A 24258-nucleotide genomic window follows, 5' to 3' on the forward strand; every position below is an offset into this window, starting at 1 on the left:
ACTTCTGCGGTTCGGAGTTCCTTTGTTCGATATTCTGCGGTTTAATATCCTTTTGCGAAAATCCTTCTAAAAAAACAAGAAGTTCAACGTCAGTAGTACATGCTGGTTGTCCTGATTGATTTACCTGCCATGTCTTCAGATCCTGCTTCTTCGAAATCATTCGTCGGGCTATGGGAGGCAAAACGCTATTTTGGCCCCGAAATCCGCGGAACCCTAACCCTGGTCAGTCGTAAATCGGATTGGTGGGCGGAAATCGCCGGTCATTCTGTAAAAGCAACAGTTGATAAAGGGAAAATCAGTTTTCGAATTCCAGGAAATCGGGGTGAATTCAAAGGCCGGATTGAAAAAAATGGCGCTGAAATCAAAGGCCATTGGATTCAACCTCAGATTACCACCAAAGGTACCGTTTTCGCGTCACCGGTTCAGTTTCAAAGCGCCGCCAGAAACAGATGGCGTGCAGAAGTTGTTCCACTGGAAGACCAATGGGGGATACAATTAGGTTGGTTCCGTTTGGAACGCCTTTTCTTTCCTGATCAGAAGGCTCGGAGATGTAAATCATCCCGGAGTCTTGCACGTTTCTATTCTGGAAAAGGGGCAGATCAAAAGTATGATCAGAAGAATGCTGCAGGACTCAAAAAAGAACTTGTTTTTACTCCTTCTTGTTTTCCTTCCGTGCGCGAGTGAGATAACCTCGGATAGCGCTGAGAAAACCATCTATCTCGAATACTCAGCGTTTCAAACTCTGACGCGATTGGTTCCGGAAATATCCACTCCACGGATTCCGGGAGCACTAACAGAAGCAGGCCATGAACTGTGGTCCAACGGCGAATTGAGACTTCCTGCACAGGGGCATTTCATTCTGGCTGATTTGAATGGAGATCAACGGCAGGAAGCGGCACTTATTTTAACTGACGGGACTAAAAATTTTCTGCTGATAGCTGCACAGGAAAACGGAAGCTGGAAACGCAAGAGCCTTCTTCGTCTTCGAAAGGAAGAAACACTAAACTGGGACGGAAAGACCCTGGTTGTTAGCCCGCCCGAATCTTTCTTGGAGTGGGACGGCAGAGAATTTCGATTGGAAAGTGGGCCTTTGGCCCTTTATGCTCATTCATATTCAACTGATGAATTTGCCGGAGTCTCCGTTAAGCTCACTTATATTGGCGAGCAACACGGGCCGTATCCGGGTTTGCTGATCTCTTCATACTATCGGTTCGCAGATCTTGATGCTTTTGCGAAATTTCATCGAAGAGATGTGAGTTACGCCAATGACGAAATGAGAGCGATCTGGCACTTGACAATGTCAACGCAAAATCTCCGCCAAATAGTCCTTGCAATCAAAGGACTAAAGACCATTGAGGATGCCGCAGCACGTAGTGGAGAGCAAGCCGGTCTGACCCATTCCGTTTCAATTCTCGATTCTTTCACCGGGATGCGACCGAACTATTTCGAAGCGTTGGTAGGCGCAAAAGAGCTTAACTCAATCATCGAGACTGCAGCAAGCCATCTGAAATCAAGCGATCCATCCGCTTTGGAACTTCTCACCCAATATATCAACATGTTTGTGAGCCAGGATAAAGAACATCGGCGATGAATTTCCGCGCGACATTTATGTCAAAAGGAATGTTACCCCATACCCGATTCTAAGAGCTGTAACGCTCAACGGTATCGCACCCGGCTTCCTGCCACTACGAAAGTTTGCTTGCGATGAGAACGAGGTAAGCGTATCCCACAAGAATTCCGAGTACCGCATTGTACTCCTTATTTCGAAGCACCTGCTGCCAGGAAAACTGTGTAGAGATGTTTGGGTACAGCCGGATTGTCGGATAGAGGGCGGGAACGTCGGCAGAATATTGCGAAAATTCGCCGGGAAATTTTCCTTGTAGCACAGATTCTTCATGCCGGATCACCGGAACATAACAGAGCGCAAAATAAGCTGCAACAAGCAACCAGATCCAGACGGAGTTTGCGACCAGACAGAATCCTACAGCGATCAGGAAACTTCCCAGATAAAGGGGATTTCGAATGATGCGGTATGGACCTCCTGTGGTCAATAGCTGCTCTTTGCGAAGGTGGCCTGCTGCCCAGATTCGAATCGCTTCACCCGCAACTACAAGTGCAATACTGAACCCCAAAAACCGTGGTTCATAACGAGCAAGCAGGAGCGCTGCAACAACAAGGGGGATGCCCAGGTTTCGGCGATGACGTCGCACCCATTGCGAATACAATTTAACCGCCAAGTCGCCAAGACTCCAAGAAATTAATTACTGATTTGTATTTAAAGATGTTGATAGATAGAAGGTTTTTTTGACGGAATCCAAGACCTGTGGCACTTCCAGTTTTTTCATGCATTGAATGCCGATCGGACAAACGCGCAGGTAACACGGACTGCACTGGTAATTGATGGTGCAGGCGGAATCATGCGGGTTCCACGGTCCGTTGCGAAGCGGATCAGTCGGTCCGTACAATCCAACCACAGGAATTCCCAGCGCCGATGCCAGATGGAGCGGTCCGGAGTCGCTGCTTACCATCAACCGGGATCTGCTGGTCAAAGCGATCAATTCGGAAAGATTCGTGCTGAAAGAAATCATTGCCGGTGTGATGCATTTGCGCGCGACTTTATCCGCGAGATGGCGCTCTCCCGGCCCCCATACGATGAGAGAAGGAATATGAAGATCGTTGTAAATCATGTCGATCAATTGCGCAAATTTATCTTCATCCCACAACTTTGTGATCCAGCCGCCGCCGGGGTTGATCAACACAAAATCTTCGATTTCGAGCTTCTTCAACTCCTGTTCCACGTACTGAACAGCTTCTTCCTCCGGATGAATGTGAAAATGAAGGGGCAAGTTTTCCGAGCGAATGCCAACAGACTCCAGCACAGCCAGATTCTTTTCGATGATGTGTTCCTTTTTTGCGGTCCCCGTGCTGAATTCGTTTAGAAACAGGAAGCTCCATTTCTGCGAGCGGTCCGAATGCGCCATGCCGATTCTTCTGGAAGATCCGGAAAAACGGGCGAGCAGCGCGGATTTGAAGATTCCTTGAAAATCGAGAACAAGGTCAAATTCCTGGGAGCGAAGATAGCGGAGAAAACTGTACACTTCTTTCCACACAGCCGGTGAAAGGATTCGTTTTCGCCACTTCTTTGTGTCCACGAGAAGTAGTTGGCCCACAGCCGGATGATGATTCAGCAATGGAGCCAGGCCTTTTTCGGCGATCCATGTAATTCGCGCGGAGGGAAATCGTTCTTTCAGCAGATGAGCAACAGGAAGTGTATGGATAATATCACCGATCGAATTTAGTTGCAGGATGCAGATCGATCGTGGTTCTTCAGGAATACCTGCGCCGTATTTCTTCGAATAACCAACGGGTGGATTGTATTTTCCTTCCCCCTGTAATGGAAGTTGAACCTCCATACCGCTTCACCGTCTCCTTCTCCGGAACTGTTTCCGGAGTATAGTCACCCCCCTTGCAATGAAAATGGGGCCTTAATTCTACCAATAAACGATCAACCGTGTCATCATCAAAAATAACGACGTAATCAACGCATTGCATTGCGCCAAGCAATTCCGCTCTCGCATCTTGGTTCAGGACCGGTCGTCCTTCTCCTTTTAAACGGTGCACCGAGTCGTCGGAGTTCAAGCCTACAATCAAAAGATCGCCGAGAGCGCGAGCTTCCTGCAGATAGCGCACGTGACCAACGTGCAACACATCAAAACAGCCATTGGCGAATACAACTCGGCTTTCTTTCCTGGATTCGAGAATTGCTTTCAGATCGTTGAGAGTGCGGACTTTATTCATGCATGTCCGCGATCCGGATTGCTTCACCCAGTTCTTCCGGCGTGACTGTAGCTGCCCCGCGTTTCATGACAACCAGACCGGCCGCGCAATTCGCGAGTCGCGCTGCATCGTAAAAGGATGCGCCGGCTGCGACCGCAAGCGCAAAAGTGGTGATCACCGTATCACCCGCGCCCGTTACGTCCACGATATCGGAGGAACCAAAAATAGGAATCGAACGCGGATCTTGATTTTTCGTAAATAAAGCCATTCCGTTTCTGCCGCGCGTAATCAACAAGGCTTGCAGATCCAGTTTTGTGAGCAAATGTTTTCCCGCTTCCATGATGTTTTTTGCGTCCACCGATTTCCCAAGAATCGATTCCAGTTCCGGTTCGTTGGGAGTGGCGGCTGTCACACCGGCGTAAGCCTGAAGGTTATAGCGGGAATCAACGAAACAGGGAAGCCCCGCCTGCGACAGCTCCTTTAAGATCGGAGCCAGATGCGCGGAGCTTGCCACGCCGAGTCCGTAGTCGGAAATGATCAAAACATCGAGATCTTTTGCAAAGTCAGAGAGTCGGTTCGTAAGTTCTTTATGGCAATGAGCATCGGCGGAGAGCGGCAAACAGCGATCGATTCGCAAGATCTGTTGTTTCACGGAGTGCGGAGAACCGGCCACAACTCGCTGTTTAATGAACGTGGGATGGTCATCATCGCAAACAATGCCATCCGTGGAAATTCCCTTCTCTTTCAATACGTGTAAGAGTGTTCTCCCCGGCGTGTCATTTCCGAGCACTCCGAAAGGATACGGATTTCCACCGAGCCCATGAATGTTATTGATCGCGTTGGCTGCGCCGCCCGGGCCGATTTGCGAAGCTTCATAATTCACAACAAAGACAGGTGCTTCACGCGAAAAGCGATGGATCGTGCCGTACACGTATTCGTCAGCAATCAAATCACCGTACACTCCCACTTTCTTCCCGCGCAAAGAAGGGAGGTAGTTCAGCAGATCTTTCATGATTCCAAATTCTCCAACCGGTTCCGCAATACTCGAGCGGGCATACCCACAACAATCGAGTAAGGTGGGATCTCCGAGTTCACAACTGCGCCAGCCGCGAAAACCGAATCGTTGCCGATTTTGCAGCCATCCAGAATGATCACTCCCGCTCCAAACCAGCAGTTATCTTCAATAAAAATCCCACCGCGACTCAAAGAAGGCTGTTGAATGATCGGAATATCGGTGCGTGAAAAATCATGGTTTCCGCCGCCGACAAAATAAACGTAGGATGCAACCAGAGTATTCTTGCCAAGCTCCACCGCGCTTTCTGAATGTACGAGTGAATTCTGCGCTATGTTGGTCCCTGATCCCAGTTTGATATAGCCGCCTTTGCAGCTCAGAATGTTGTTGCGGCTCAGTACACAATTATCGCCGAGCTCAATTCCGCGCGGGTCGTCACCTTTTGCGTCAAGAACGCAATTCTCATCGATGATGCAATTTTCTCCGATTTTGATTTTGTGAGGATGGCGGATCGTGATGTTCCTTCCGAAAGTCACATTGCGTCCGATTTTTCCGAAGACGAGCGGATAAAAGAGATTGCGCAAAAAATAACCGATAGCTCCCGTGCGCGAGTTGCACAGCATCATTACGAGTTCGTACTTGAACAGCATCCACCAGGAGCGCATACCGATCTGCATATCCATGTACTTCTGGATCGGTGTCTTTGCGGTGGTCGTCAGCTGTGATTGAAAATCTGTGTAAGGACGGGCCAATGGTTCGGCAACTTTCTCATTCATTTTTTAACAGAAGATAACGAAGAAAACGAAGGAATTTGAACAGAAGGACGCAAAGAACGCGAAGCGAAAATCATTCAATCTTAGCGTGCTTTGCGATCTTCTGTTCAAAATTTGATCTTAGTTTCCTTTTTTAGCTTTTGTTCAAAATTAGCGTGCGTTGTATGAAATCTGATGGACTGCTTTTGTGCCGGTGTTATTAATCTTATTGCTCAGACCATTCGGCTCTTTGTACGAGATCATGCAGCAACCAATGCAACCTCTCCAGATGCCGGCCTGCTGAAGTTGTCTGCGGAAGGCTTTATACTTTTCGCCATTCCAGATTTCCATCAAAGAATTCTTGCGAATATTTCCCATGTTGTAGCTATAGCAGGGGAACACATCGCCATAAGGACCTATGTGCATCGTTGACCATACAACACGGCAAGTGAAGTGTTCTAGATCAGGCGTGTTCTGATAATGGTCCACAATGTCATCCAGAGGCATGATCGGATTGAAACGAACTTTCGTGACCCGATGCGCATTCGACCGCGCGGTCAGCTCTTCGCAAACCTCACGGAGCAGTTTTGCGTCGATCGGGCGAACCGGCGCGGGAACTTTCATGTGCGCGCGCGCATCTCCCGAGCCTTCGATGCCGTAAGAGGATGGTTGATTATTCACCACCTGATAGGAAACCATGTCCACGCCATTCTCTTCAGCAAGCTTGAAAATGTCGATGAGGCTGTTGATGTTTTCGTCTGTGATGACAACCTTCAAATCGATGATGGGATATTTCTTCTTTTGTTTCCTTTTCTCTTCTCCGAGTGTGTGAATCGTACGCACGGTCTTTTTGTACGCACCTTTGATTTTGACGATGTGATCGTGAAATTCTTCGGGACCTTCAATGGAAACTCCAACAGACATCAATCCGCTTGTCAGTAGATTCGAGGCGCCCATGGAAATTAATTCGGCGAGTTTCTGATCGTTCAAGACCGTTCCATTTGTGACGAAATGACCTTTGTGTTTGCGGCTGATGTACCGCATGATGTCCATGAAGTCGTAGCGGGCCGTGGGTTCGCCACCCGTAATAGTGACGACGGAAAAGCGCGGTAGTGAGTCGACAATCGACTGGATCTCCTTGAGAGTCAGGACCTGCGGCTGCATTTTCTTGGCGCGTTCGACGTTTTCGGGACTGACCACCATGCAAAACTCGCAACGAAGGTTGCAGAAATGCGTAATCACGATGGCGACTCGAAGGGGCGGAAAAGCCCGTCCCTGCTTGTCGAATTTTTGCGGAATCGTCGTGTACGCGCGCGTAACGTCCCGGTATAAAGTGCCAAAATTCATGTTGATTCTCGTGAACTAGAAACTTGCTATTATAACACGGTGACCAGAAACATGCTCGTCAGCATCGTCACGCCGAGTTACAACCAGGCTGCTTTCCTCGAAGAAACAATCCAGTCCGTATTCAACCAGACTTATCAGGATCTGGAATATATCATCATCGATGGCGGCTCAACGGATGGCTCCCAGGAAATCATCCATAAATACGAAACTAAGCTCGCTTACTCGCAAAGCAAGAAGGATGGGGGTTATGCAGATGCCATCAATCAAGGATGGATGCGAGCCACGGGCGACATCCTTGCCTATCTGAATTCGGACGACCTTCTGGAAAAGGACGCACTGCAAAAGGCGGTGCATGCTTTTTCAGATTCACCAGATACAGATGTTGTTTATGGCGACACAACTCTGATTGATGCCCGCGGCAATACCCTGAGCGTTTTTCGGAGCGAACCATTTGATCTTCGCTCTATTTTCCAGACATGGAACGATCCGGTCCGTCAACCGTCCGCTTTTATTCGCAAATCTGTATGGGATCGATTTGGCGGCTTGGACGAGAGTTTTCAATTTTGCGCAGATTTTGAATACTGGATCCGCATCGCCGGCGGCGGCGCCCGATTTCTTTACGTTCCTGATTTACTTTCCAGAGCAAGAACACATTCTGCAGCGAAGTCGGTAGGCCAGCAGGATGTTCAGGCGAAAGAGCTCATCCGCATCTTCGAAAAATTCCGCAACACGCCCGTATTTACAAATTCCGGTGCTTCGGAAAAGGAATCATGGAAAGCGTTGTATCGCGTTGTCAGCGAACACTACATCAATGCCGGGCACAATTGGGATGCACTGCGAGCGTACAACAAATACAGCACACAAGCATTTTCAGGATTCGAACGCGCGTATAGGACTTTGCGTTTCATCGGGAGGTTGATGTTTCGAAGTTAGATTACGATTACGATCAAGATCACGATCCACGATTACGATTGCGTGAGGTTGGGATCACGTATATCATTAGCCTCTATGAATTCGATTACGGCGAAACGGAGTGAGATGGTTTTCATTCCAGGACCGGAAGGTGAGCTGGAAGGGATCTTCTCTTACGTTTCCAAAAAAGTTACGCACCTCGCGGTGCTGTGCCATCCCCATCCTTTATATGGCGGCACCATGCATAACAAAGTGATTTATTCGATGGCGATGGCGCTCAATCAGATCGGTTATGCAACGGTGCGGTTCAATTTTAGAGGTGTCGGACGTTCCAGCGGCGCATTCAATCACGGCATCGGTGAGCAACGGGATGTGGAGGCGGTCCTCGATCATTTTCATCATCAATATCCGGAAGCCATGCTGGTCGTGGGCGGATTCTCATTCGGAGCAAAAGTGGGTTTGCTGGTTGCGTCGCGCGATGAGAGAGTCTCAGCTGTGATCGGAACCGGAGTGACTGTGGATGTTGCCGATTTCAGTTTTCTTTTCGATTACGAAAAACCAAAGTTGATTTTGCAGGGCTCAAACGATCAGTACGGATCGATCAGCAGCACCCAGGACTGGTTCAATCAACTTCAGGAACCAAAGAAGCTCGTGGTCATCGAGGGAGCCGTGCATCTGTTTGATGGAAAATTAACGGAGCTGAAGAACGCCATCATCAATGATTTCCCCGCGTTAACTCAGCACTCGGCACTCATTACTCAGCACTCTCAATAACCCATTCAATGTGCTTTTCCAGCACCGTTAGAGGCATCGAGCCACTTTCCAGAACGGCGGCGTGAAACTTACGCACATCATATTTTTCTTTGAGCGCCTGTTGGGTTTTTTCCCGTAGAGCGCGTATTTTGAAGCTGCCCATCTTATAGCCGAGAGCCTGTCCGGGAATATCGCAGCAATAACGCAACGACTCTGTGTGGATTTGCGTCTCCGATTCCAGGAGATTTGCTCGCATGAATTGCATCGCTTTTTCACGCGGCCAATCAAAATAATTCATGCCGGTATCTACAACCAGCCGCACCGTCAAAAACATTTCCGCCGTCAACCTTCCGTAAAGCTCGTACGGATCCTGATACATGCCCATTTCCTCGGCCAGGCCGGACGAGTATTCGGCCCACCCTTCGACAAACGCGGTGTGGCCGCCCTCCCTTCGAAAAGCGGGAAGTGATTCATTCTCGGATTGTAGATTCAGCTGAAAATGATGTCCTGGGACCAGCTCATGATAAACGAGCGAGCCGGAGTTAAACATCGGTCTTTCTGATAGATTAGAACCATTATAGTAGTAAGTTCCTTTAGGATCCGATTTGGTGGGCACTTGGTAGTATCCGAACGTCATCGATCCTTCCAATTTTGGATCAAGGCGCGAGACTGCATGCGGAGCCTTTGGCTTGAGTGAGAAGTACTCCGGAATCTTCGGTTGAATCCGGCGGTCGAAAGACAGAAGCTTTTCGCCGATTTCTTCAGGTGTTTTTGGAATGAATTGCGGGTCGCTCTTTAAGTTCTTGTGAAACTCTTCCTGGGTGCCCTCAAATTTCAGCGACTCGCGCACGGTTTTCATCCTTTCCTGAAGTTTTCGCACCGCCTCCTGTCCGGTTTCATGGACCTCCTCCGGGGTGACATCCATCGTTGTGTGATAGCGTACAAGCGCGCGGTAGTAATCCTTTTTTTCCGACAGCGTGCGCGGCGACTGTTGTTTGTAGTCCGTCTTCAAATAATCAATCAGCTTCTGGAAAGACGTGTTTACTTCGGTATTGATGACGGTGGCCATCTCCTTTGCGAGAGCTTCCTTCTTCACCTTTTTGGAATAGAAAGGACTGTTCTCACCTTCCTTTCCGTAGTTAGAAAGAAAAGGAATTACGATTTCCAGCTCATCTTTTGGAACCAGAACACCTTCCTTCGCCTGCCGTTCGACGGTCGTGTGGAGTTGCTGAACGTACACAGGCAGCTTTTTCAATAACGCGACGTACTTCTCTGCATCCTCCTCTGAGTTTACGGCGAAGGTGGTGAATGCTTGATGAATTGTGGACAGATCGGAAGCGTAGGGCGTGATCGGAGAAGTGAATTTGAAATAGCGAACAAGATCGACGACTTGCGCGCACTCCCATTTCAAGATTTCCAGAGAAAGGAATTCTTCATGATCGATTTCCTTCGGATCTACTCCTTTCAGTTTGTCTAAAATGTTGTTGCAGAATGCGGCTTCTCTTTTTGCATCCTCCAGAGTGGGATCCGGCAGATCGGTGATCGGCAATCCGAATTTGATCCGGAGGTAGAGAGATTCATCCAGCTCATGTTGCCAGTATTCATCGGCAACCTGTTTGAGAAGAGTCGAGCTTTTGTTTTGTGCATGAAGTGTTGCGAAAAAAAGGAATAAAACGAAAAGTAATACAATTCTTTTAGCCATTGTGTCCTTTTCTAAATCGGTCCAGTTGGAAGAACGGATCCGGTTTCTGTTTATCGAGAACGAGTCCGGCGGTGTATTCGCCGACTGCGGGGCCATGTTTGAAACCGTGCCCGGACCCGCCTCCCACAATCCAGATGTTCTTCATTTGAGTATGCTGATCGATGATGAAGTTTTGATCGGGACTATTCTCATACTGACAGACGCGGGATTCCACCAGAGGCGCATTTTTTAGATCCGGAAAACGCAGCTCAAGAAATTTTCTGGCCGCTTCAAGTTTTTCCGAAGTGATTTTTCGTTCGCCGCTGGTTGGGTTGAAAGGTTCACCGCGCGTATCGTCCGCAACTTTGAAGCCACGCCGCTCATTTCCCGGCACGCCGTAAATCAAACGCTCCCCGTGATCGATCCAGACAGGCATTTTCTTTTCCGTCCAGCGATCCTCTGCCGCAGGAGTTCCGAAAAAGAAAACCTCCTGCCGTGTGGGTTCAATCAAACGGCCCACCATCAGCTCAGGAAAGAGTTCGCTGAGCCAGGGACCGCAGGCAAACACGTACGCATCCGCCTGGAACGTGGATCCATCGGATAATTGCAAAGCGCCTTCCGGTCCTCGTTTTGCGGAAAGCAGGCGATACTCGCCGCCTTCCGCAATAAAAGAATCGAGAACGCACTGGCAGGCTTGTCGCGCGAGCAGAAAGCCCGCTTCCTCTTCCTTCAGGACCCAGCCAACGCCATCAAAATTGATTTGCGGATAATGTTTGGAAGCTTCTGACGGAGTTAGTTTTTGGTAAGGAAGACCCTCGGCCTCCAACAGCGGCATCGCGGCTTTTTCGTAATCGTCATTTTGATTTTCACGAATCATCCATATCGCATTTGTTTTTGTATAGATTTTCCTGTTCCATGCTTTTTCCGCTTCCTTCCATAGCTGAAACGAACGAACCGTCCACTTCACGTAGATCCGGTTCGGTCCGTACACGCCACGAATGACCCGAGTTTCACCACCGGAGCTTGCGCGCGCATTTCCTGGACCCCAGGCGTCGAACACTGTGACCTGTGCTCCGTTGCGAAGAAGAAAGAGCGCTGTCCATCCGCCAAATGCGCCGGCGCCAATCACGGCGACGCGTAACTTCGTAGCGGATGATGCAAGCGCAGGAATTGCAAGGGGCATTGCGAGCGAGCCCGCGAGAAAACTTCGGCGTGGAAATTTCCCTACGGCCATCGATATCCATGGTAGCACGGAGCTATAACAAAGTAGCGCGGACGTCTCGTCTGCGGAGCTGCAGGCGGGACGCCCGCACTACTTTGTTTATAATTGCATCATGAGGATATCAGCATTACTCTTTTGTATTCTGTTCATCACAATTTTCAGCTTTGCGGCAGAAGATGTGAAACCACAAAGGATCAAACCGGGACCAGGTCAGGAATCAGTCTGGGACTATCCGCGCCCGCCAAGGGTGGAAAAGACTTCGAAGAAGATTCGTGTCCTTTATGACGGCGTTGTGATCGCCGAAACGGATCGTGCTGTGCGGGTTTTGGAAACCGGACACGCTCCCGTTTATTACATCCCGCGTGAAGATATACATATGGAGCACATGACTCCATCAACCAAAAGCTCAAAGTGTGAATGGAAAGGAACAGCCGTTTATTTCAACATAAAGGGCAGAACAAAAGAAAATCAAAACGCCGCCTGGAGTTATCCGGAGCCAACACGAGGATATGAAATGATCCGAAATCATCTGGCTTTCTATCCGAAGTTGATGGATGCCTGTTTCGTCAATGGTGAACGTGTCGTTCCCCAGCCAGGCGAATATTATGGCGGATGGATTACGAATGAAATCGTAGGACCGTTTGCAGGAGAATAGGATTGCATGATGAGCGATACAACACTGGCAACATCGGTTTTAAAGGAATTGGAAGCGGAAGCAAATGCATCGCGCAGATGTTTGGAAAGAATTCCTGAAAGATTGTTTGGCTGGAAACCACACGAAAAATCGATGCCAATGGGTTATTTGTCTTTGCTCGTTGCCGAAATTCCCAAATGGATCACGCATACGATCAAGGATTCGGAGATCGATTTTGCTACCTTTCAACACTTAGAGCCGAAAACAGGTGCGGATTTAGTAAAGCATCTCGATGAGAATCTTGCCGAGGCGAAACAGGCTTTGCAAAAGGTAATGGACGGATCGCTCGATGCGCCCTTCTATCTAAAAAACCAGGGGCAGGTGCTGTTTTCATCCTCAAAGAGAGACATGATTCTACCGATGGTCAACCATCTGGTCCATCACCGCGGACAATTGACGATTTACATGCGGCTGAATAATATACCGGTTCCTTCGATCTACGGACCTTCAGCCGACGAACAGGTGTTCTGAGTTATAGAAGTTCGTACGCAGCAGCAGCGATCTCACCCATTGCCTGACCGGTTATTTCGCGAATGGCGTGTGGTTTTGAGCTGACCGGAACGTGATTTACAAAAATGGCGAAGGCCAGGCTGTGCCCCTTTTTAGTGGTCACGTAACCTGCCAGGGCTTTGCTGTCGACCATCACTCGCTTGTGCAGAAGATCGGACCTGCCATAAGTCCCAGTTTTTGCAAAGACGTGACCGGCCGCTGCTGAATATACCTGGATCTGAAACAACGTGCCATCTTTTCCAAGGATCGGCAAAGCATCATGAAATGTCTTTGCCTCCTTATGCCTTGCCCAGTAAGCAAGATAGCTGGTCATGAATTCCGGAGTGAAGTTCGCCGAACCGCCGGCGCCATCTTCCTGCGACGCAGCATCATCGTTCAATCCGGCTTTCGCTAGAAACTCCCGCATTAAATCGAACCCTGATTGTGGCGCTTCTTTTTTTGCAACCACCGAAGCAAGAACATACGGCATCATGCTGGCATGCAGATTCTGACTCACTTTGAGAATGATTTTGATCTCTTCTTTCATGGGTGGCGAGATGTGTTCAGCAACTTGATTTTCCGATTTGTAAAAAGTTGCAAGCGATTTGAAATCCGGCTGATCCTCTTTTAATCTTGCGTTGGCGACAATGCCCTCTTCGCGCAATGCTTCTGTAAGCAACATCTCGCCGTATCGCGCAGGATCTGGAACTGCATAACTGAACATTGTCTCCGGCCCGTTTGCCGGAAGGGAACCAGCAAGCGTGACAGTTCGAGAACCGTCACTGTTCTCAATATCGGAATCCCATCGCAGGTCGGGATCGGAATCGCTTTTCCCTGTGATTGCGCGATTCACGATTCTCACGTAAGACGTTAACGGAGCAACTTTCATCGCTACGGCAGCGTTTTCTGAATCGCCAGGTTTTACAAGCACATCCATAACGTTATCGTTCACTACGATTGGTGAAATAACCACGCCGGTGCCGAGCTCGCGGTCTCCTTGCTTGAACAGAGTCGCGTCCACCAGGACTCGCCCGCTGATTCTTTTGATTTTGTGACCAGCAACCTGTTTTGCCAATTTGCGAATTACTCGCAGCGGGTCCTCTCCGACACCACGGCTGTGCTCTCCTCCGTAAGAATGATCTTCATTTTCAAACAACAGAGCCTCGCCCTCTGTGACTCTTGAGGACAGGTTAGGATCGCCGCTTGCGACCAGAACAAGATCTCCTTGCAAAGTTTCGTTTATCACTTCACCGGTTCGATAGATGCGTGTAGGAAAACGATAATCGGGTCCAAGGATTTCCAGCGCGCTTCCCGCTGTTATCAATTTTGTGGTGGACGCGGGAATAAAGAACTTGTTTGCATTCAGCGCATAAAGCGTTTGTTTCTTTTCGAGCGATAGAAAATGGATTCCAAAAGTCGCGTGACGAAACTCCGGACGGTTCATGATCTTCTGAAGCCGTGATTCCAACGGACCGGCCTCCAGGATTCCTGCAGCCAGTAAAAAGAAGCTTAGAAACAAGACGAGTTTTCTCATGGACGTCATTTTACAGCAAACCTGATTCCGATAAAAAAATATGTCTTGACAAATTATTTTGTCGGTAATATATTTTGGAACATGAACAGTCCAAGTGCCACAGCGATCCAGATGATCGAGGACAATCTTGAGGCGGCGGCGGTGCTTGATCCTTTGCGTCTTCAGATACTGGAGGGCCTTCGCGAGCCGGATTCGGCTGCCGGTTTAGCGCGCCGTTTCGGAATTCCGCGCCAAAAGGTGAACTACCATCTCCGCCAACTGGAGAAGCACGGGTTCCTGGAGGCGGTAGAGGAACGGCGTAAGGGCAACTGCACGGAACGAATCGTGCGCGCTACTGCCCGCGCTTATTTGATTAGCCCTCAGGCGCTGGGATCGCTTGCTGCCGATCCAGACAAAATTCAAGACCACTTCTCGTTCACTTATCTTGTAGCTGTAGCCGCCCGCGCAATTCAAGAACTTGCCGTTCTACGGGAACAAGCAAATCAGGCGAATAAGAAACTTGCCACATTCACATTGCAAACGTCCATTCGTTTTGCCAGCACCGCGGATCGCAATGAATTTGCCAGAGAAGTCTCGAACGCTTTCGCAAATTTATCGGCAAAGTATCATGATGAAAAAAGCCCTGGCGGTCGCACTTTTCGTGTTTTTGCGGGCGCTTATCCCGCCATCACCAAAATTCATAAAAAAATGAAACAGGAGAAAAAGTCGTGACTAAAGAAAAAACACCCACTCAAACACGCTCCATTGAGAGAACGATTGAGATCAATGCGCCCGTGGAAAAAGTTTGGAAAGCGCTTACCGATGCGCATGAGCTGATGCGCTGGTTTCCATTGGATGCGAAAGTGATGCCTGGAAAGGGAGGATCCATTTTTTATTCGTGGGGGCCTCCGTATGAAGGAAGAAGTCAGATCGAGATCTGGGAACCAAATCATCGTTTAAAAACAGCGGAAGGAGGCGGAGAACAACCTCCAGGAGCGGAAAGAATTCCCCCTCAAGTGGCCACCGATTTTCAATTGGAAAGTCATGGCGGTAAAACCATTCTGAGACTTGTACACTCCGGTTTTGGGATGGGAGAAAATTGGGAAGATGAATACGATGCAACAAGCCGCGGCTGGACATTCGAGCTGGACAACATGAAACACTATCTGGAGAATCATGCGGGCGAATCGCGTCAGGTCATCTGGGCCCGGACGCTTTTGCTGAATACGCGCGAAGAGGTTTGGATCCGCATGATGAGCAAAGGGGGTTTCTTGCAAGAGGGTTCCATTGAAAATCTGCGCCCTGGCGATCCATACGCAATTAAAACGGCGGGCGGTTTCGAATTGAAAGGAAAAGTAATTGCGAACAAACCGCCAACGGATTTTTACGGAACTGTGGAGAATTTCAACAACGGAATATTCTGTTTCCGCATCGAACGTGGCTCTGCTTGTGGTGCTCCTCCTGGAGCTGATCCTGAGACTTTGCGGAAGCAAGTCCAGCCGGCTTTATGGCTGTCGCTGTGGAATCAGCCAAATCACTTGCAGGTACTGATTCAGGAAGCGTGGACGAAAGCGATGGCAAAGTTGTATCCGGAAGCATAGCCTCACAGGTGAAGCTGGCCCAGCTGCACATAAATGGAGGTACCTGGAACGGACGCAAAATTCTAACACCGGAATGGGTTCGCCGTTCCACTATACCTCTAACCCGATTCAGTGAAACTTCGCGGTCGCAGTACGGCTATTTGTGGTGGATCCGCGATTATCCTTATAAAGGGCGTTCGGTGCGCGGTTACTTCGCCAGCGGAAACGGCTGGCAGCATGCAATCGCGTTTCCGGAACTCGATCTGGTAATCTGTTTTTATGCGGGCAACTACAACGACAACCTGCCACTCCATGATGATTACATCCCGAACTGGATTCTCCCGGCGGTAGAAGTCAAATAATAACGGTCATTCATTCAACGCAAAAGACGCAAAGAATTTATTGCACGCCACCGGATGCCAGAATTTGTTTCAGCTTTTCCGTCCAGTTCATGACAACGCGCAAATTGCTGCCGTGCGCTCCCCGGCGAAGCATAATAAAGCGTCCATCCCTTGTGACATCGTAATTCGGGATGGAGATTCCCTGACCGAAATCATATACATCGGCAAATAGTGGAACCGGCTTCCCAAAAGCAGGTTCTGATGCCGAAGGATCAAACGAAACTGCCATCATATTCTTACCATTGCGATAGAAAACTTCCTGGTTGTTGGTATTCCATCTTGCCTGTACACCACCACCTTCCGAAACTTGCCATGCGCGATCCAAAGCAGGATACCGCCGAACATAAATTTCAGCCTGCCCCGATTCATTGGATTGGTATAACAACCAGCGTCCATCCGGTGACAGCTGGGGACCGCCTTCGTACGCAGGAGTAACAAGAAGCGGTTTCGGCGCGAATTTGCCGCTGATCGACATCAAAAAAATATCTCCGGATGAGTTCGGCTGAATTCGAACAATGATGATGGAGTCTGGATCAGGTCCGGGTGACGCAGGATAATCATTAATGAATCCGCTTCCCAACGGTCCGGCTTTTCCGCTTCCATCAGCAGCGGCCCAGAAGGGTACATTAAATCGCCGGAACGCCACGCCCTTACCATCAGCCGTCCATGTGGAAAAACTGGTTCCGAGTCCTACAGCGGTAATTCTTGCGCGCGTTTCGCGCAGCAGATCGAAGGTTTCGATCAAGCTTGCTTCATTTTCGAAAAGAAGCCGGCGACCATCCGGTGAAACTCTTGGGTTTCCCATGCGACTACGGGCCATATTCAGCGCCAACTCAGAGCCATCACGACTCACAGAAACTGCACGATTGCTTCCAAAATCGCCCGGAACAAATACGAGCGTGCCGATATCTGAAAGTTGCAATCCCTGACTTCCGGTTCGCACAGTACCGATTACACCAGCTCGAATCACTGAAAGTGCATTTCCGCGGGCAGTAACACTTTCAGGATCAAAAGGGACAGCAAATACAGCGCCGTCTCTTGCAAAAAGCAAATGACCGGACGATGACCAAATTGGTGTGATCGCGCGCTCTATAATCACGGATTTCTTCCCGCTATCTCTGGACAACGATTCAATCCGCTCGGTTCCCAACTCCGTCGTCAGGCTTGAGTAAAGTAGCGTGCGCCCACCCGGCAAAACGAGAGGATCGGTATGAAGGACTTCGTGGCGGGTTGCATCAAGCTTCGTCAATTGGGTTGGAGCGCCGCCTTGCGGAGACACCATCCAGAGCGCCCCATTGCGATTGAAAAGAATACCCCACGAATTCCAGATGATGCCGCTGCCTAGATCGGAACCTGACGTAAGGACTGTTCGTTGTTGATCAGCGAGAGAAATTTTAGTTACCAGTGTGCTACCCGGAATAATTACCAGACTCGCATTATCTGGCGAAAAACCTGCGGCGTTTACCCCTGGATCATTGAGCTCCACTGCTTCCGGACTATCCAACCTTCGAACGTACACTCTTCGCACGCCGTTTCGGATGCCTATCATCGCGACTTTGCGCCCGTCTGGCGAGATTGAAAAACCACCTTGTAGTCCCGAACTCGGCTCGACATCCGGTGGATAGGAGATATCGAAATCTGTCACTTCGCGAGATAAGGAATCTGTGTCTTTGTGTTGCAAGAGCGTCCACAAGGAAACGAGGATTGCAAGCGCAGTGATGATCCATGGTAAATATCGATATAGCGGTTTTGATTGTGCGGGGATTATTGCCGCAGGAATCTTTTCAACTTTCTCTTCCAGATCCGATTGCGCATCGCCAATATCCCGCAAACGCTTTTTCGGATCGCGAGTGAGGCAGCGCTCCAGCAAACGCCGAACTCCCGGTGGTGTCGATGCAGGTAATGCGCTCAGATCAGGATCGCGAATGAGTACTGCAGCAAGCGTGTCACTCACCGTTTCGCCGTCAAAAAGTCTTCTGCCGGTTAACATTTCAAATAGCACAACTCCAAAAGCCCAGATATCGGTACGCTTATCAACCGGTTTTCCACGCGCTTGCTCCGGGCTCATGTAACCCACGGTACCAAGAATGATTCCTGCCTCTGTCATATGTCGGGCCATCGTTGGCGATTGCGAGACTCCGCTTTCAATCGATCCGGTATCTCCTTCAAAAGCTTTTGCGAGACCAAAATCAAGAATCTTCGTGATTCCGGATTTGCTTACCTTTATATTTGCAGGCTTCAGATCCCGATGGATGACACCCTTTTCGTGTGCAGCTTCCAGGCCGTCGGCAATCTGTTTTGCGATGGCCAGTGATTCATCCAGCGGGATGGGACCGCGTTTTAAACGCTCTGCCAGGTCTTCTCCGTCAACGAACTCCAGTGCAAGAGCCACATCGCCATTCGACTCTTCGAGTCCGTAAATCGAGGCAATATTCGGATGATTCAAAGAAGCGAGAACCTGAGCTTCCCGCCGGAATCGAGCTACTCCATCAACGTCTTTTGCGAAGGACGCAGGCAATATCTTTATTGCGATGTCGCGGTTCAGTTTCGTGTCCCGCGCACGATAGACTTCTCCCATTCCACCTGCGCCAATCGACGCTGTGATCTGGTACGAGCCTAAGCGGGTCCCCGGCAGAAAACTCATTTTTGAGAAAGTCGCAACATTTTAGCATGGCGTACGAGCTTTTGTGCGAGCCTCTTCAGCATGTGAAAAGGAATAACCCATCGAGATTTCAATCCCCAGAATTGCTGAAGAAAAATGATAAACCCAAGGAGTTTTGCAGCTGTGCTCATTGTGTTTGTGTTGCGGACGTAAGAGTACCAGAGCAAAGGAAGATTCCCGAGCAGTTTCTGTAGATGATCCTCCGTCTTGTAACGGAATTCGCAGAATTCCGTTTTGGATGGAGGGAGAAGAGCTTCTAAAACTTTCGGCGGAACAGGCGCGTGAAATTTTTCGCGAAGATAAGTAAGTGCGTGACGAACAGGCAGCATCAGCCTTCTTTGATTTGTTTGTTCTATCAATCGATTCCAGTCGATTTCTGTTTCCGATTTCAGAATCATCATGGTGTCTGCAACCCAGCGTATGGAAGGCGCCCATTTTGATCCGTGCACACAAACATGAAGGATCTGATCTGCGGGATTTAACGATCGTGAACTGGCCGTTTCTATGGAAACTAAAATGGAACCATTCCAGAAGTCCTCATCATCCGTTTCGCGGAGACACTCCGGTAGAACGTGCCAGTGAAGATCCACTTTTGATGTGGAGGGTCTGCAAAACGCATAACCATGGATAAGGGGGACCAATCCTTCCGAAAAATGGACATCTTTTTCCGCCACTGGTTCGAATCCCATTGTTTTCAGAAGACGTACCGAAAGGAGAGCGTCCTGCGTGCGCACCAGAACATCCAGATCAACCATCGGACGAAGCCCCGGATCTCGATAGTATTTCGGAATCAGGGCGGCTCCTTTTAAGACCATTGTGGAAATTTCGGCTTGCTGAAACCGCTCGAGCAAATGAGCAAGGTCCAAGAGCCGAACACGATTCGTGATCCGCGTCTGACCGTAGAGTTCTTCGACTTTGGCGCGCATCGGTCCAACAATTTTGTAGAGTGCCAGCTTTGGTTGCAGAAGAGGAATGATTCTTTCAGTGAGATGATCCAGTTCCTCGAGATTCATTGTTGTTTTCCAATGATTCCAGGCCTCCTCATCATCCAGAAGTGTCGCGCGCAGGAGCAGCTCCTGTTGTTGCGTAGGCAGGACGCCCGGCCGGAAGGGCATTACAGACGCAGTATTCTTGTATCTGTCCATCCGTAAGCAACACCTTCGAGTGAAAGGCCGGCAACTTCAGTCATGACGGATCGCACTAGTTTTCCGCCCAGCGCTTCGTAAAATTTTCTAGCAGGATTTGCTGCAAGCACCCAGATCAATAATGAATCGATCCCTTCCGCAGCGAGTCTTTCTGCTGCCACCCGCATCAAGCTACGACCAACCCCGCGCCGTTGGTGCGAAGGGTGGATATAAATTCGGTAAATCTCACCGGCATAAATCGGATCCTGTTTTCTGGTACGCCCCGCGTACGCGTATCCAAGAACTTCTCTTTCTGCATTTTCCGCAACAAGCACAAATGTTTCTGTTTCCTTTAGCCTTTTCTTCCAATTTTTCTTATGTTCTCTAACCGAAAGCTTTGCAAGATATGATTTCGGCAGAATTCCGCTATAGGCTGGGCGCATGCTGTCCACATCAATCTGCGCAATGATTCCCGCATCGTTGGGAGTTGCTGTCCTGATAAGTAGTGGCAGAGCATTTTCCATATTAACCCAACAAGCAAAGACCCTACAGCTTGTATGATTCTAGTATTAGCGTCATTTTGTTGGAAAATGCTCTGCATCTCAAGTACTTTGCAGAGCATTTGTAGCGCATCGAATCACTCATTTCAGAAAAAAATCCAGAGCAAAAATGGGTCATGATGAGGTTATACGTCAAATGCTCTGCCACTACGTACGTGTGGGTTCAAATCTTACGTAGACACTTTATCAAAAATGTTGCTGCGGAAATATTGATTTCAAGCATTGCAGCGATGCATCGGACCCAGAAAGAAGAAACTCTTTGTAGATTCCCCGGCGCAACCCAATCTTCATTCTTCTGAAAGCCAATCACCGGTCCAAGAATCGAATCCATGGGAACTGGCGCATCCGGTAGAAAAGTTGCATCGCCCTGTGTGAGCACATAGTGTTTCGCTTTGCCTCGCCGTCCGCAATAACGAATCCGGTGCACCATGATTTTGCCTTGATAAAGAAAAGCGACAACCTGACCCGGCTCATAGGTTCCTTTGTAATTCACGTGTATGCGGATTTGCGAACCCTTCGGAATGGCAGGGCTCATGCTTCCGCCCCCCAGGGTAATGTCGATCGTTTCAAGTTGTTCACGATGTTCGGAGAGAAAAGCGAACACATATTTTGCATCGCTGCGAAGCATCGATCCAACTGTGAGGAGTTTTACCCGATCTTGTTTTTCCATTACGATTTGGATTTTCCTGCAGCCAGATCAGAAGCAAGCCGGATCTCTTCGGGAGTAAAACCTGCCTCCAGTCTTCCTTCTTGATCCGCCGGGTACTGCACTCCTTCCGTTCCTTCTTTTCCCATAACTTGAAAAAATGCTTTGGAAGCAATATTTAAAGCAACTCCCATGCGTAAAACGTTCCGGGGATCTTTTTGAATGGATGCGCGTATCCATTCGTTCGCGAATCTTACATGCGTAATCTCATCCGCTAACTGAGCTTCATAGAGCTCTGCAAGATCGAAATCCCCTTCCTGCCTGGCCCCATCTTTGGCGTACGTGATTGCATCAATACCACCGGCTTCAAAACTCCGGTTTTGAATGGCCATGCGGCTGCATAAATCATTGCTTTTTGTGATGATGCGATATTGAAAATTCAGCACCGGATACTGACCGACAAATCCACCTTTACTTTCGAGCAATCTCCGGAACATTTGAGCGTGCCGCGATTCATCAGCGCACTGCCGCGCGAGGCACATCCGTAGAGACCAGTCTTCCTCCGGAAAATCGGAAAGCCCGCGCGCGGAACATTCCAGGCCGTTTACTTCTTCATTCATCTGGCGGTGTAGAAACTCCACAATCCTTTCAGGATGATCCGGAGGAAAGTTGGCGCATTCTGTCCAGCGTTCGACAACCGTAAATCGCGAATCGCGGGCCGGTCCTTCGGCAAATAGATCTGAGTTGTTCTCTATCATGCTGCTGTTTTGGGTGCTACCACGCTGTTGATCGAAGATTCCCTTTCTGCCAAACGTTTCATCCATGCGCTGTCATTCGCTTCGACCTTTATTTTCTCGCGGAGCTCCTTACTTTCTTTGATCATTCTGGAATTGTCTTGCAGAATCCGTTCGAGCACCCGGACCGACGGCGCATCCATGAGAGGATCTGTTTGGCTTAGATAATTGCGAAAGCGCGCTTGAAGTGCAGGCAGCATCACATCGTAAAATCCCGCAAGCTTGTCCGCAGAACTTTTTGCTGCAGCCAGTTCTTCCAGAACGCTGAAGTATTCATCTGATGGGCGCATGCTATGTTGTAGCGGCAAACGCAATTCGTATGTGCGCTTGCCAAGGGCATCTGCATGTTGCGCGGCATCCCAGATATGAGCTCCGAACAATAGTTTAATTTCCATTTCCGGTGTTGTCGGAACCCATTGTGCGAGAGTTTCCATCAACTTGACTTCAATGAAACGGTAAGTTGCCGTTAATTCCCCCCTTTCTTTCACTGTGAGACTCATGATTCCTCCGTCATTGATTCAATCAAATCGGCTGTTTCGTCCGGCGTGCCTGCATCCAGCAGCCAGCAGTGCAGTTTTGAAAGAAGCTTTATGAAAACCAGAAATTGCATCAGCCGTCTTTCTGTGGTGACACCCCAGAATGGGACCACAATCTGGTTGATCGATAAATCCTTCCAAATTGGATTCTGTAATGAAGGGTCAAATTTTTCAACGGCTGGTTTGCCGGCGAACGCCCGCAAGATGAAAGCATGAGTAGCCAAAACCGGATTTGTCTTTGATTGCGGAAAGAGTTCGTGGATTTGAAAGCGCATTCGGTTTTCATCGAAAGCTACGCCGTTGAGAATCTCATCCACATCTTGAGCACGCGGGCCGGATCGAACGGAAATTGCCTTACGAAAGGGAAGAATCTCACGTGTTACAGCTCGCACGGGCGCTATATCATCTCCAAGAAATCCGTGGCCTCTGGAAGCCAGAGCCATGGATAAGGTAGTTTTGCCTCTTTTGCTGGGACCCAGCAGAAGAACTCCAGAACGACCAATCTTTATGGAACCTGCATGCAGAAACAGCAGCTCCTTTTGAATCGAGAACAGGATGCTGAGGAGATAATCAACGAGGAAATGGGGCGGTGCTGCTGATACATCGATCAAAGCAACCGCGTTGTTTGCTGCCATTACAAGGCGCGCGCTTTTGGAATGGCCGATGAAGCGCCATCCTGAAACAGATGAATGCATTTCTGTGTAATACGGATTCTCGAGTGGATGTTCGAGTTGGCCCAGCCCGAATCCCAGCGCGTCGAGATTTTCCGGCCGCCGGAAATTTACGTATAGAATGTCGGCGTTCAAGGTCGTTCTAATTTCGCAATGGACCTGCGCGTCCTGTGTCGGAGAAATTTCATATTCTGGGAAGTATTCGTGAAGTTCTCTGATGAAAGGTTTGTAATCGGATGTTACGGCGAGTGATCCATCGCCGAAACGATAGGTTACGGTTTGTGCTTGTTGCTTCAGGAGTTCTGGTCTGTCTGCCAGTTCGGCAATTGCGTCAGCTAACAATGGATCCTAAACCTTCCTGGCGAACGATCTCCTTCAGCTCTTCTTCTGTAAACTCAGCCAATCTGCGGTCCTCCATGCTTGCGAAGATACCGACACGTGTGAAGCTTGTCAGGTCCACACCTACCGCATTTTTTTCACCAGGGTCCGGCGCGAGAGCTTCAGTCACTTTTTTCAACAGGTGAACGGCTGATACAACCTTCAGCAAAATGGCAGGATTCTCTTCGGCCAGTTTTTTCAACCATCGATTGGCGAAGCGTACATGCTGCACTTCATCAGCGAGAATTCCATCCATGATCTGCGAGGTCTCTTCGTCCCCCGAGTCCTTCCACATTTGAACAAGATGGCGAAGAATATCCATCTCTCCGCCTTCAAAAGTCCTTTGTTGAATGGCGAGCCGCCCGGCTAGTGAATCCGTCATGCAAACAACACCCCATTCATAATTCATTACCGGGAATTCACCCTTATAGCCTCCGATTTCCTGAAGCCGTCTGTACAACAACGAACAGTGACGTGTTTCATCCCAGCATTGTCTGGCCAGCTCCATTCGCAATTCCCAGGGAGTATCGGGAAAATCTATCAAAGTTTGAGAAACGATTTCGAGGTTCTGCATCTCATTGTGCATATGCCGGTGCAGTCGCTGCCGGCGCGAGACCTCCGACATTCCTGCATAATCGTGCAGCTGGGTGTGAAGCTCTACAACCGGAAAACAAGGCTCACGCGCCGGATCCTTGCGGAGAATTGCGCCACGAACTGTTTTTAAATCCTCACTAGCGAGCGGACGCACAAAAAC

General features: G+C 49.2%; 26 protein-coding genes. 9 read left to right on the plus strand and 17 right to left on the minus strand.

Features of this window, described 5'->3' with window-relative positions:
• The first annotated feature begins 99 nt into the window (after positions 1-99).
• The gene (locus tag L0156_11105; protein ID MCI0603546.1) at positions 100-684 is read left to right on the plus strand and encodes a hypothetical protein; all 585 of its coding nucleotides are present in this window, start codon (positions 100-102) and stop codon (positions 682-684) included.
• Entirely contained in the window at positions 608-1591 is a 984-nt protein-coding gene (locus L0156_11110) for a hypothetical protein (protein ID MCI0603547.1), read from the plus strand. The genes L0156_11105 and L0156_11110 overlap by 77 nt, the downstream gene beginning before the upstream one ends.
• A gap of 94 nt (positions 1592-1685) precedes the next feature.
• On the opposite strand, the gene L0156_11115 is transcribed toward L0156_11110, so the two are convergent.
• The 6 genes from L0156_11115 to L0156_11140 form a co-directional block, all read right to left on the minus strand.
• Positions 1686-2237, minus strand: coding sequence for an isoprenylcysteine carboxylmethyltransferase family protein (locus L0156_11115; GenBank protein ID MCI0603548.1), 552 nt, complete (start codon positions 2235-2237; stop codon positions 1686-1688).
• Between the two features lie 24 nt (positions 2238-2261).
• Complete coding sequence (locus tag L0156_11120; protein ID MCI0603549.1) at positions 2262-3413, minus strand: glycosyltransferase family 9 protein; 1152 nt, start codon at positions 3411-3413, stop codon at positions 2262-2264.
• The gene (locus L0156_11125) at positions 3328-3798 is read right to left on the minus strand and encodes an adenylyltransferase/cytidyltransferase family protein (protein MCI0603550.1); all 471 of its coding nucleotides are present in this window, start codon (positions 3796-3798) and stop codon (positions 3328-3330) included. The genes L0156_11120 and L0156_11125 overlap by 86 nt, the downstream gene beginning before the upstream one ends.
• Entirely contained in the window at positions 3791-4789 is a 999-nt protein-coding gene (locus L0156_11130) for a bifunctional ADP-heptose synthase (protein MCI0603551.1), read from the minus strand. The genes L0156_11125 and L0156_11130 overlap by 8 nt, the downstream gene beginning before the upstream one ends.
• Positions 4786-5565 carry an acyltransferase gene (locus tag L0156_11135; protein MCI0603552.1) on the minus strand — a complete coding sequence of 260 codons (780 nt, stop codon included), beginning with the start codon at positions 5563-5565 and terminating at the stop codon, positions 4786-4788. Before L0156_11135 ends, L0156_11130 begins: the two co-directional genes overlap by 4 nt.
• Before the next feature lie 147 nt (positions 5566-5712).
• Positions 5713-6888 carry a radical SAM protein gene (locus tag L0156_11140; protein MCI0603553.1) on the minus strand — a complete coding sequence of 392 codons (1176 nt, stop codon included), beginning with the start codon at positions 6886-6888 and terminating at the stop codon, positions 5713-5715.
• Between the two features lie 39 nt (positions 6889-6927).
• Between L0156_11140 and L0156_11145 the strand changes: the two genes are divergently transcribed.
• Both L0156_11145 and L0156_11150 read left to right on the plus strand, forming a co-directional pair.
• Positions 6928-7821, plus strand: coding sequence for a glycosyltransferase (locus L0156_11145; GenBank protein MCI0603554.1), 894 nt, complete (start codon positions 6928-6930; stop codon positions 7819-7821).
• Positions 7822-7896: 75 nt separating this feature from the next.
• A complete protein-coding gene (locus L0156_11150; GenBank protein MCI0603555.1) occupies positions 7897-8574 on the plus strand; it encodes an alpha/beta fold hydrolase in 678 nt (225 codons plus the stop codon).
• Here the strand turns inward: L0156_11150 and L0156_11155 are convergent.
• Both L0156_11155 and L0156_11160 read right to left on the minus strand, forming a co-directional pair.
• Positions 8555-10255 carry a DUF885 domain-containing protein gene (locus L0156_11155; protein MCI0603556.1) on the minus strand — a complete coding sequence of 567 codons (1701 nt, stop codon included), beginning with the start codon at positions 10253-10255 and terminating at the stop codon, positions 8555-8557. The genes L0156_11150 and L0156_11155 overlap by 20 nt on opposite strands.
• Entirely contained in the window at positions 10248-11468 is a 1221-nt protein-coding gene (locus L0156_11160; protein MCI0603557.1) for an FAD-dependent oxidoreductase, read from the minus strand. Before L0156_11160 ends, L0156_11155 begins: the two co-directional genes overlap by 8 nt.
• Positions 11469-11568: 100 nt before the next feature.
• On the opposite strand from L0156_11160, the gene L0156_11165 reads away from it, so the two are divergent.
• Entirely contained in the window at positions 11569-12111 is a 543-nt protein-coding gene (locus L0156_11165; protein MCI0603558.1) for a DUF427 domain-containing protein, read from the plus strand.
• A gap of 9 nt (positions 12112-12120) precedes the next feature.
• The gene (locus tag L0156_11170) at positions 12121-12621 is read left to right on the plus strand and encodes a DinB family protein (GenBank protein MCI0603559.1); all 501 of its coding nucleotides are present in this window, start codon (positions 12121-12123) and stop codon (positions 12619-12621) included.
• A gap of 1 nt (position 12622) precedes the next feature.
• On the opposite strand, the gene dacB is transcribed toward L0156_11170, so the two are convergent.
• Entirely contained in the window at positions 12623-14173 is a 1551-nt protein-coding gene (gene dacB, locus L0156_11175; protein ID MCI0603560.1) for a D-alanyl-D-alanine carboxypeptidase/D-alanyl-D-alanine-endopeptidase, read from the minus strand.
• An 81-nt stretch (positions 14174-14254) separates the two neighbouring features.
• On the opposite strand from dacB, the gene L0156_11180 reads away from it, so the two are divergent.
• The 3 genes from L0156_11180 to L0156_11190 are packed head-to-tail and all read left to right on the plus strand — an operon-like array spanning position 14255 to position 16094.
• Entirely contained in the window at positions 14255-14884 is a 630-nt protein-coding gene (locus L0156_11180; GenBank protein MCI0603561.1) for a helix-turn-helix domain-containing protein, read from the plus strand.
• On the plus strand, positions 14881-15753 hold the full coding sequence (locus tag L0156_11185; protein ID MCI0603562.1) for an SRPBCC domain-containing protein: 873 nt from the start codon (positions 14881-14883) through the stop codon (positions 15751-15753). The genes L0156_11180 and L0156_11185 overlap by 4 nt, the downstream gene beginning before the upstream one ends.
• On the plus strand, positions 15714-16094 hold the full coding sequence (locus L0156_11190; GenBank protein MCI0603563.1) for a hypothetical protein: 381 nt from the start codon (positions 15714-15716) through the stop codon (positions 16092-16094). The genes L0156_11185 and L0156_11190 overlap by 40 nt, the downstream gene beginning before the upstream one ends.
• Before the next feature lie 37 nt (positions 16095-16131).
• Here L0156_11190 and L0156_11195 read toward each other — a convergent pair whose 3' ends face one another.
• The 8 genes from L0156_11195 to L0156_11230 form a co-directional block, all read right to left on the minus strand.
• A complete protein-coding gene (locus L0156_11195) occupies positions 16132-18777 on the minus strand; it encodes a serine/threonine-protein kinase (GenBank protein MCI0603564.1) in 2646 nt (881 codons plus the stop codon).
• Positions 18774-19940 (minus strand): nucleotidyltransferase family protein, encoded by a 1167-nt coding sequence (locus L0156_11200; GenBank protein ID MCI0603565.1) that lies wholly within the window; start codon positions 19938-19940, stop codon positions 18774-18776. Before L0156_11200 ends, L0156_11195 begins: the two co-directional genes overlap by 4 nt.
• A complete protein-coding gene (locus tag L0156_11205; GenBank protein MCI0603566.1) occupies positions 19910-20443 on the minus strand; it encodes a GNAT family N-acetyltransferase in 534 nt (177 codons plus the stop codon). The genes L0156_11200 and L0156_11205 overlap by 31 nt, the downstream gene beginning before the upstream one ends.
• A gap of 199 nt (positions 20444-20642) precedes the next feature.
• Positions 20643-21149, minus strand: a complete 507-nt coding sequence (locus L0156_11210) for a S24/S26 family peptidase (protein ID MCI0603567.1) — start codon at positions 21147-21149, stop codon at positions 20643-20645.
• On the minus strand, positions 21149-21949 hold the full coding sequence (locus L0156_11215) for a ferritin-like domain-containing protein (GenBank protein MCI0603568.1): 801 nt from the start codon (positions 21947-21949) through the stop codon (positions 21149-21151). The genes L0156_11210 and L0156_11215 overlap by 1 nt, the downstream gene beginning before the upstream one ends.
• Complete coding sequence (locus L0156_11220; protein MCI0603569.1) at positions 21880-22419, minus strand: hypothetical protein; 540 nt, start codon at positions 22417-22419, stop codon at positions 21880-21882. Before L0156_11220 ends, L0156_11215 begins: the two co-directional genes overlap by 70 nt.
• Positions 22416-23468 carry a hypothetical protein gene (locus L0156_11225; protein MCI0603570.1) on the minus strand — a complete coding sequence of 351 codons (1053 nt, stop codon included), beginning with the start codon at positions 23466-23468 and terminating at the stop codon, positions 22416-22418. The genes L0156_11220 and L0156_11225 overlap by 4 nt, the downstream gene beginning before the upstream one ends.
• A complete protein-coding gene (locus tag L0156_11230; GenBank protein MCI0603571.1) occupies positions 23458-24252 on the minus strand; it encodes a ferritin-like domain-containing protein in 795 nt (264 codons plus the stop codon). Before L0156_11230 ends, L0156_11225 begins: the two co-directional genes overlap by 11 nt.
• Positions 24253-24258: the final 6 nt, after the last annotated feature.

It is taken from the genome of bacterium, from assembly GCA_022616075.1.
Taxonomy (GTDB): Bacteria; Acidobacteriota; HRBIN11; order JAKEFK01; family JAKEFK01; genus JAKEFK01.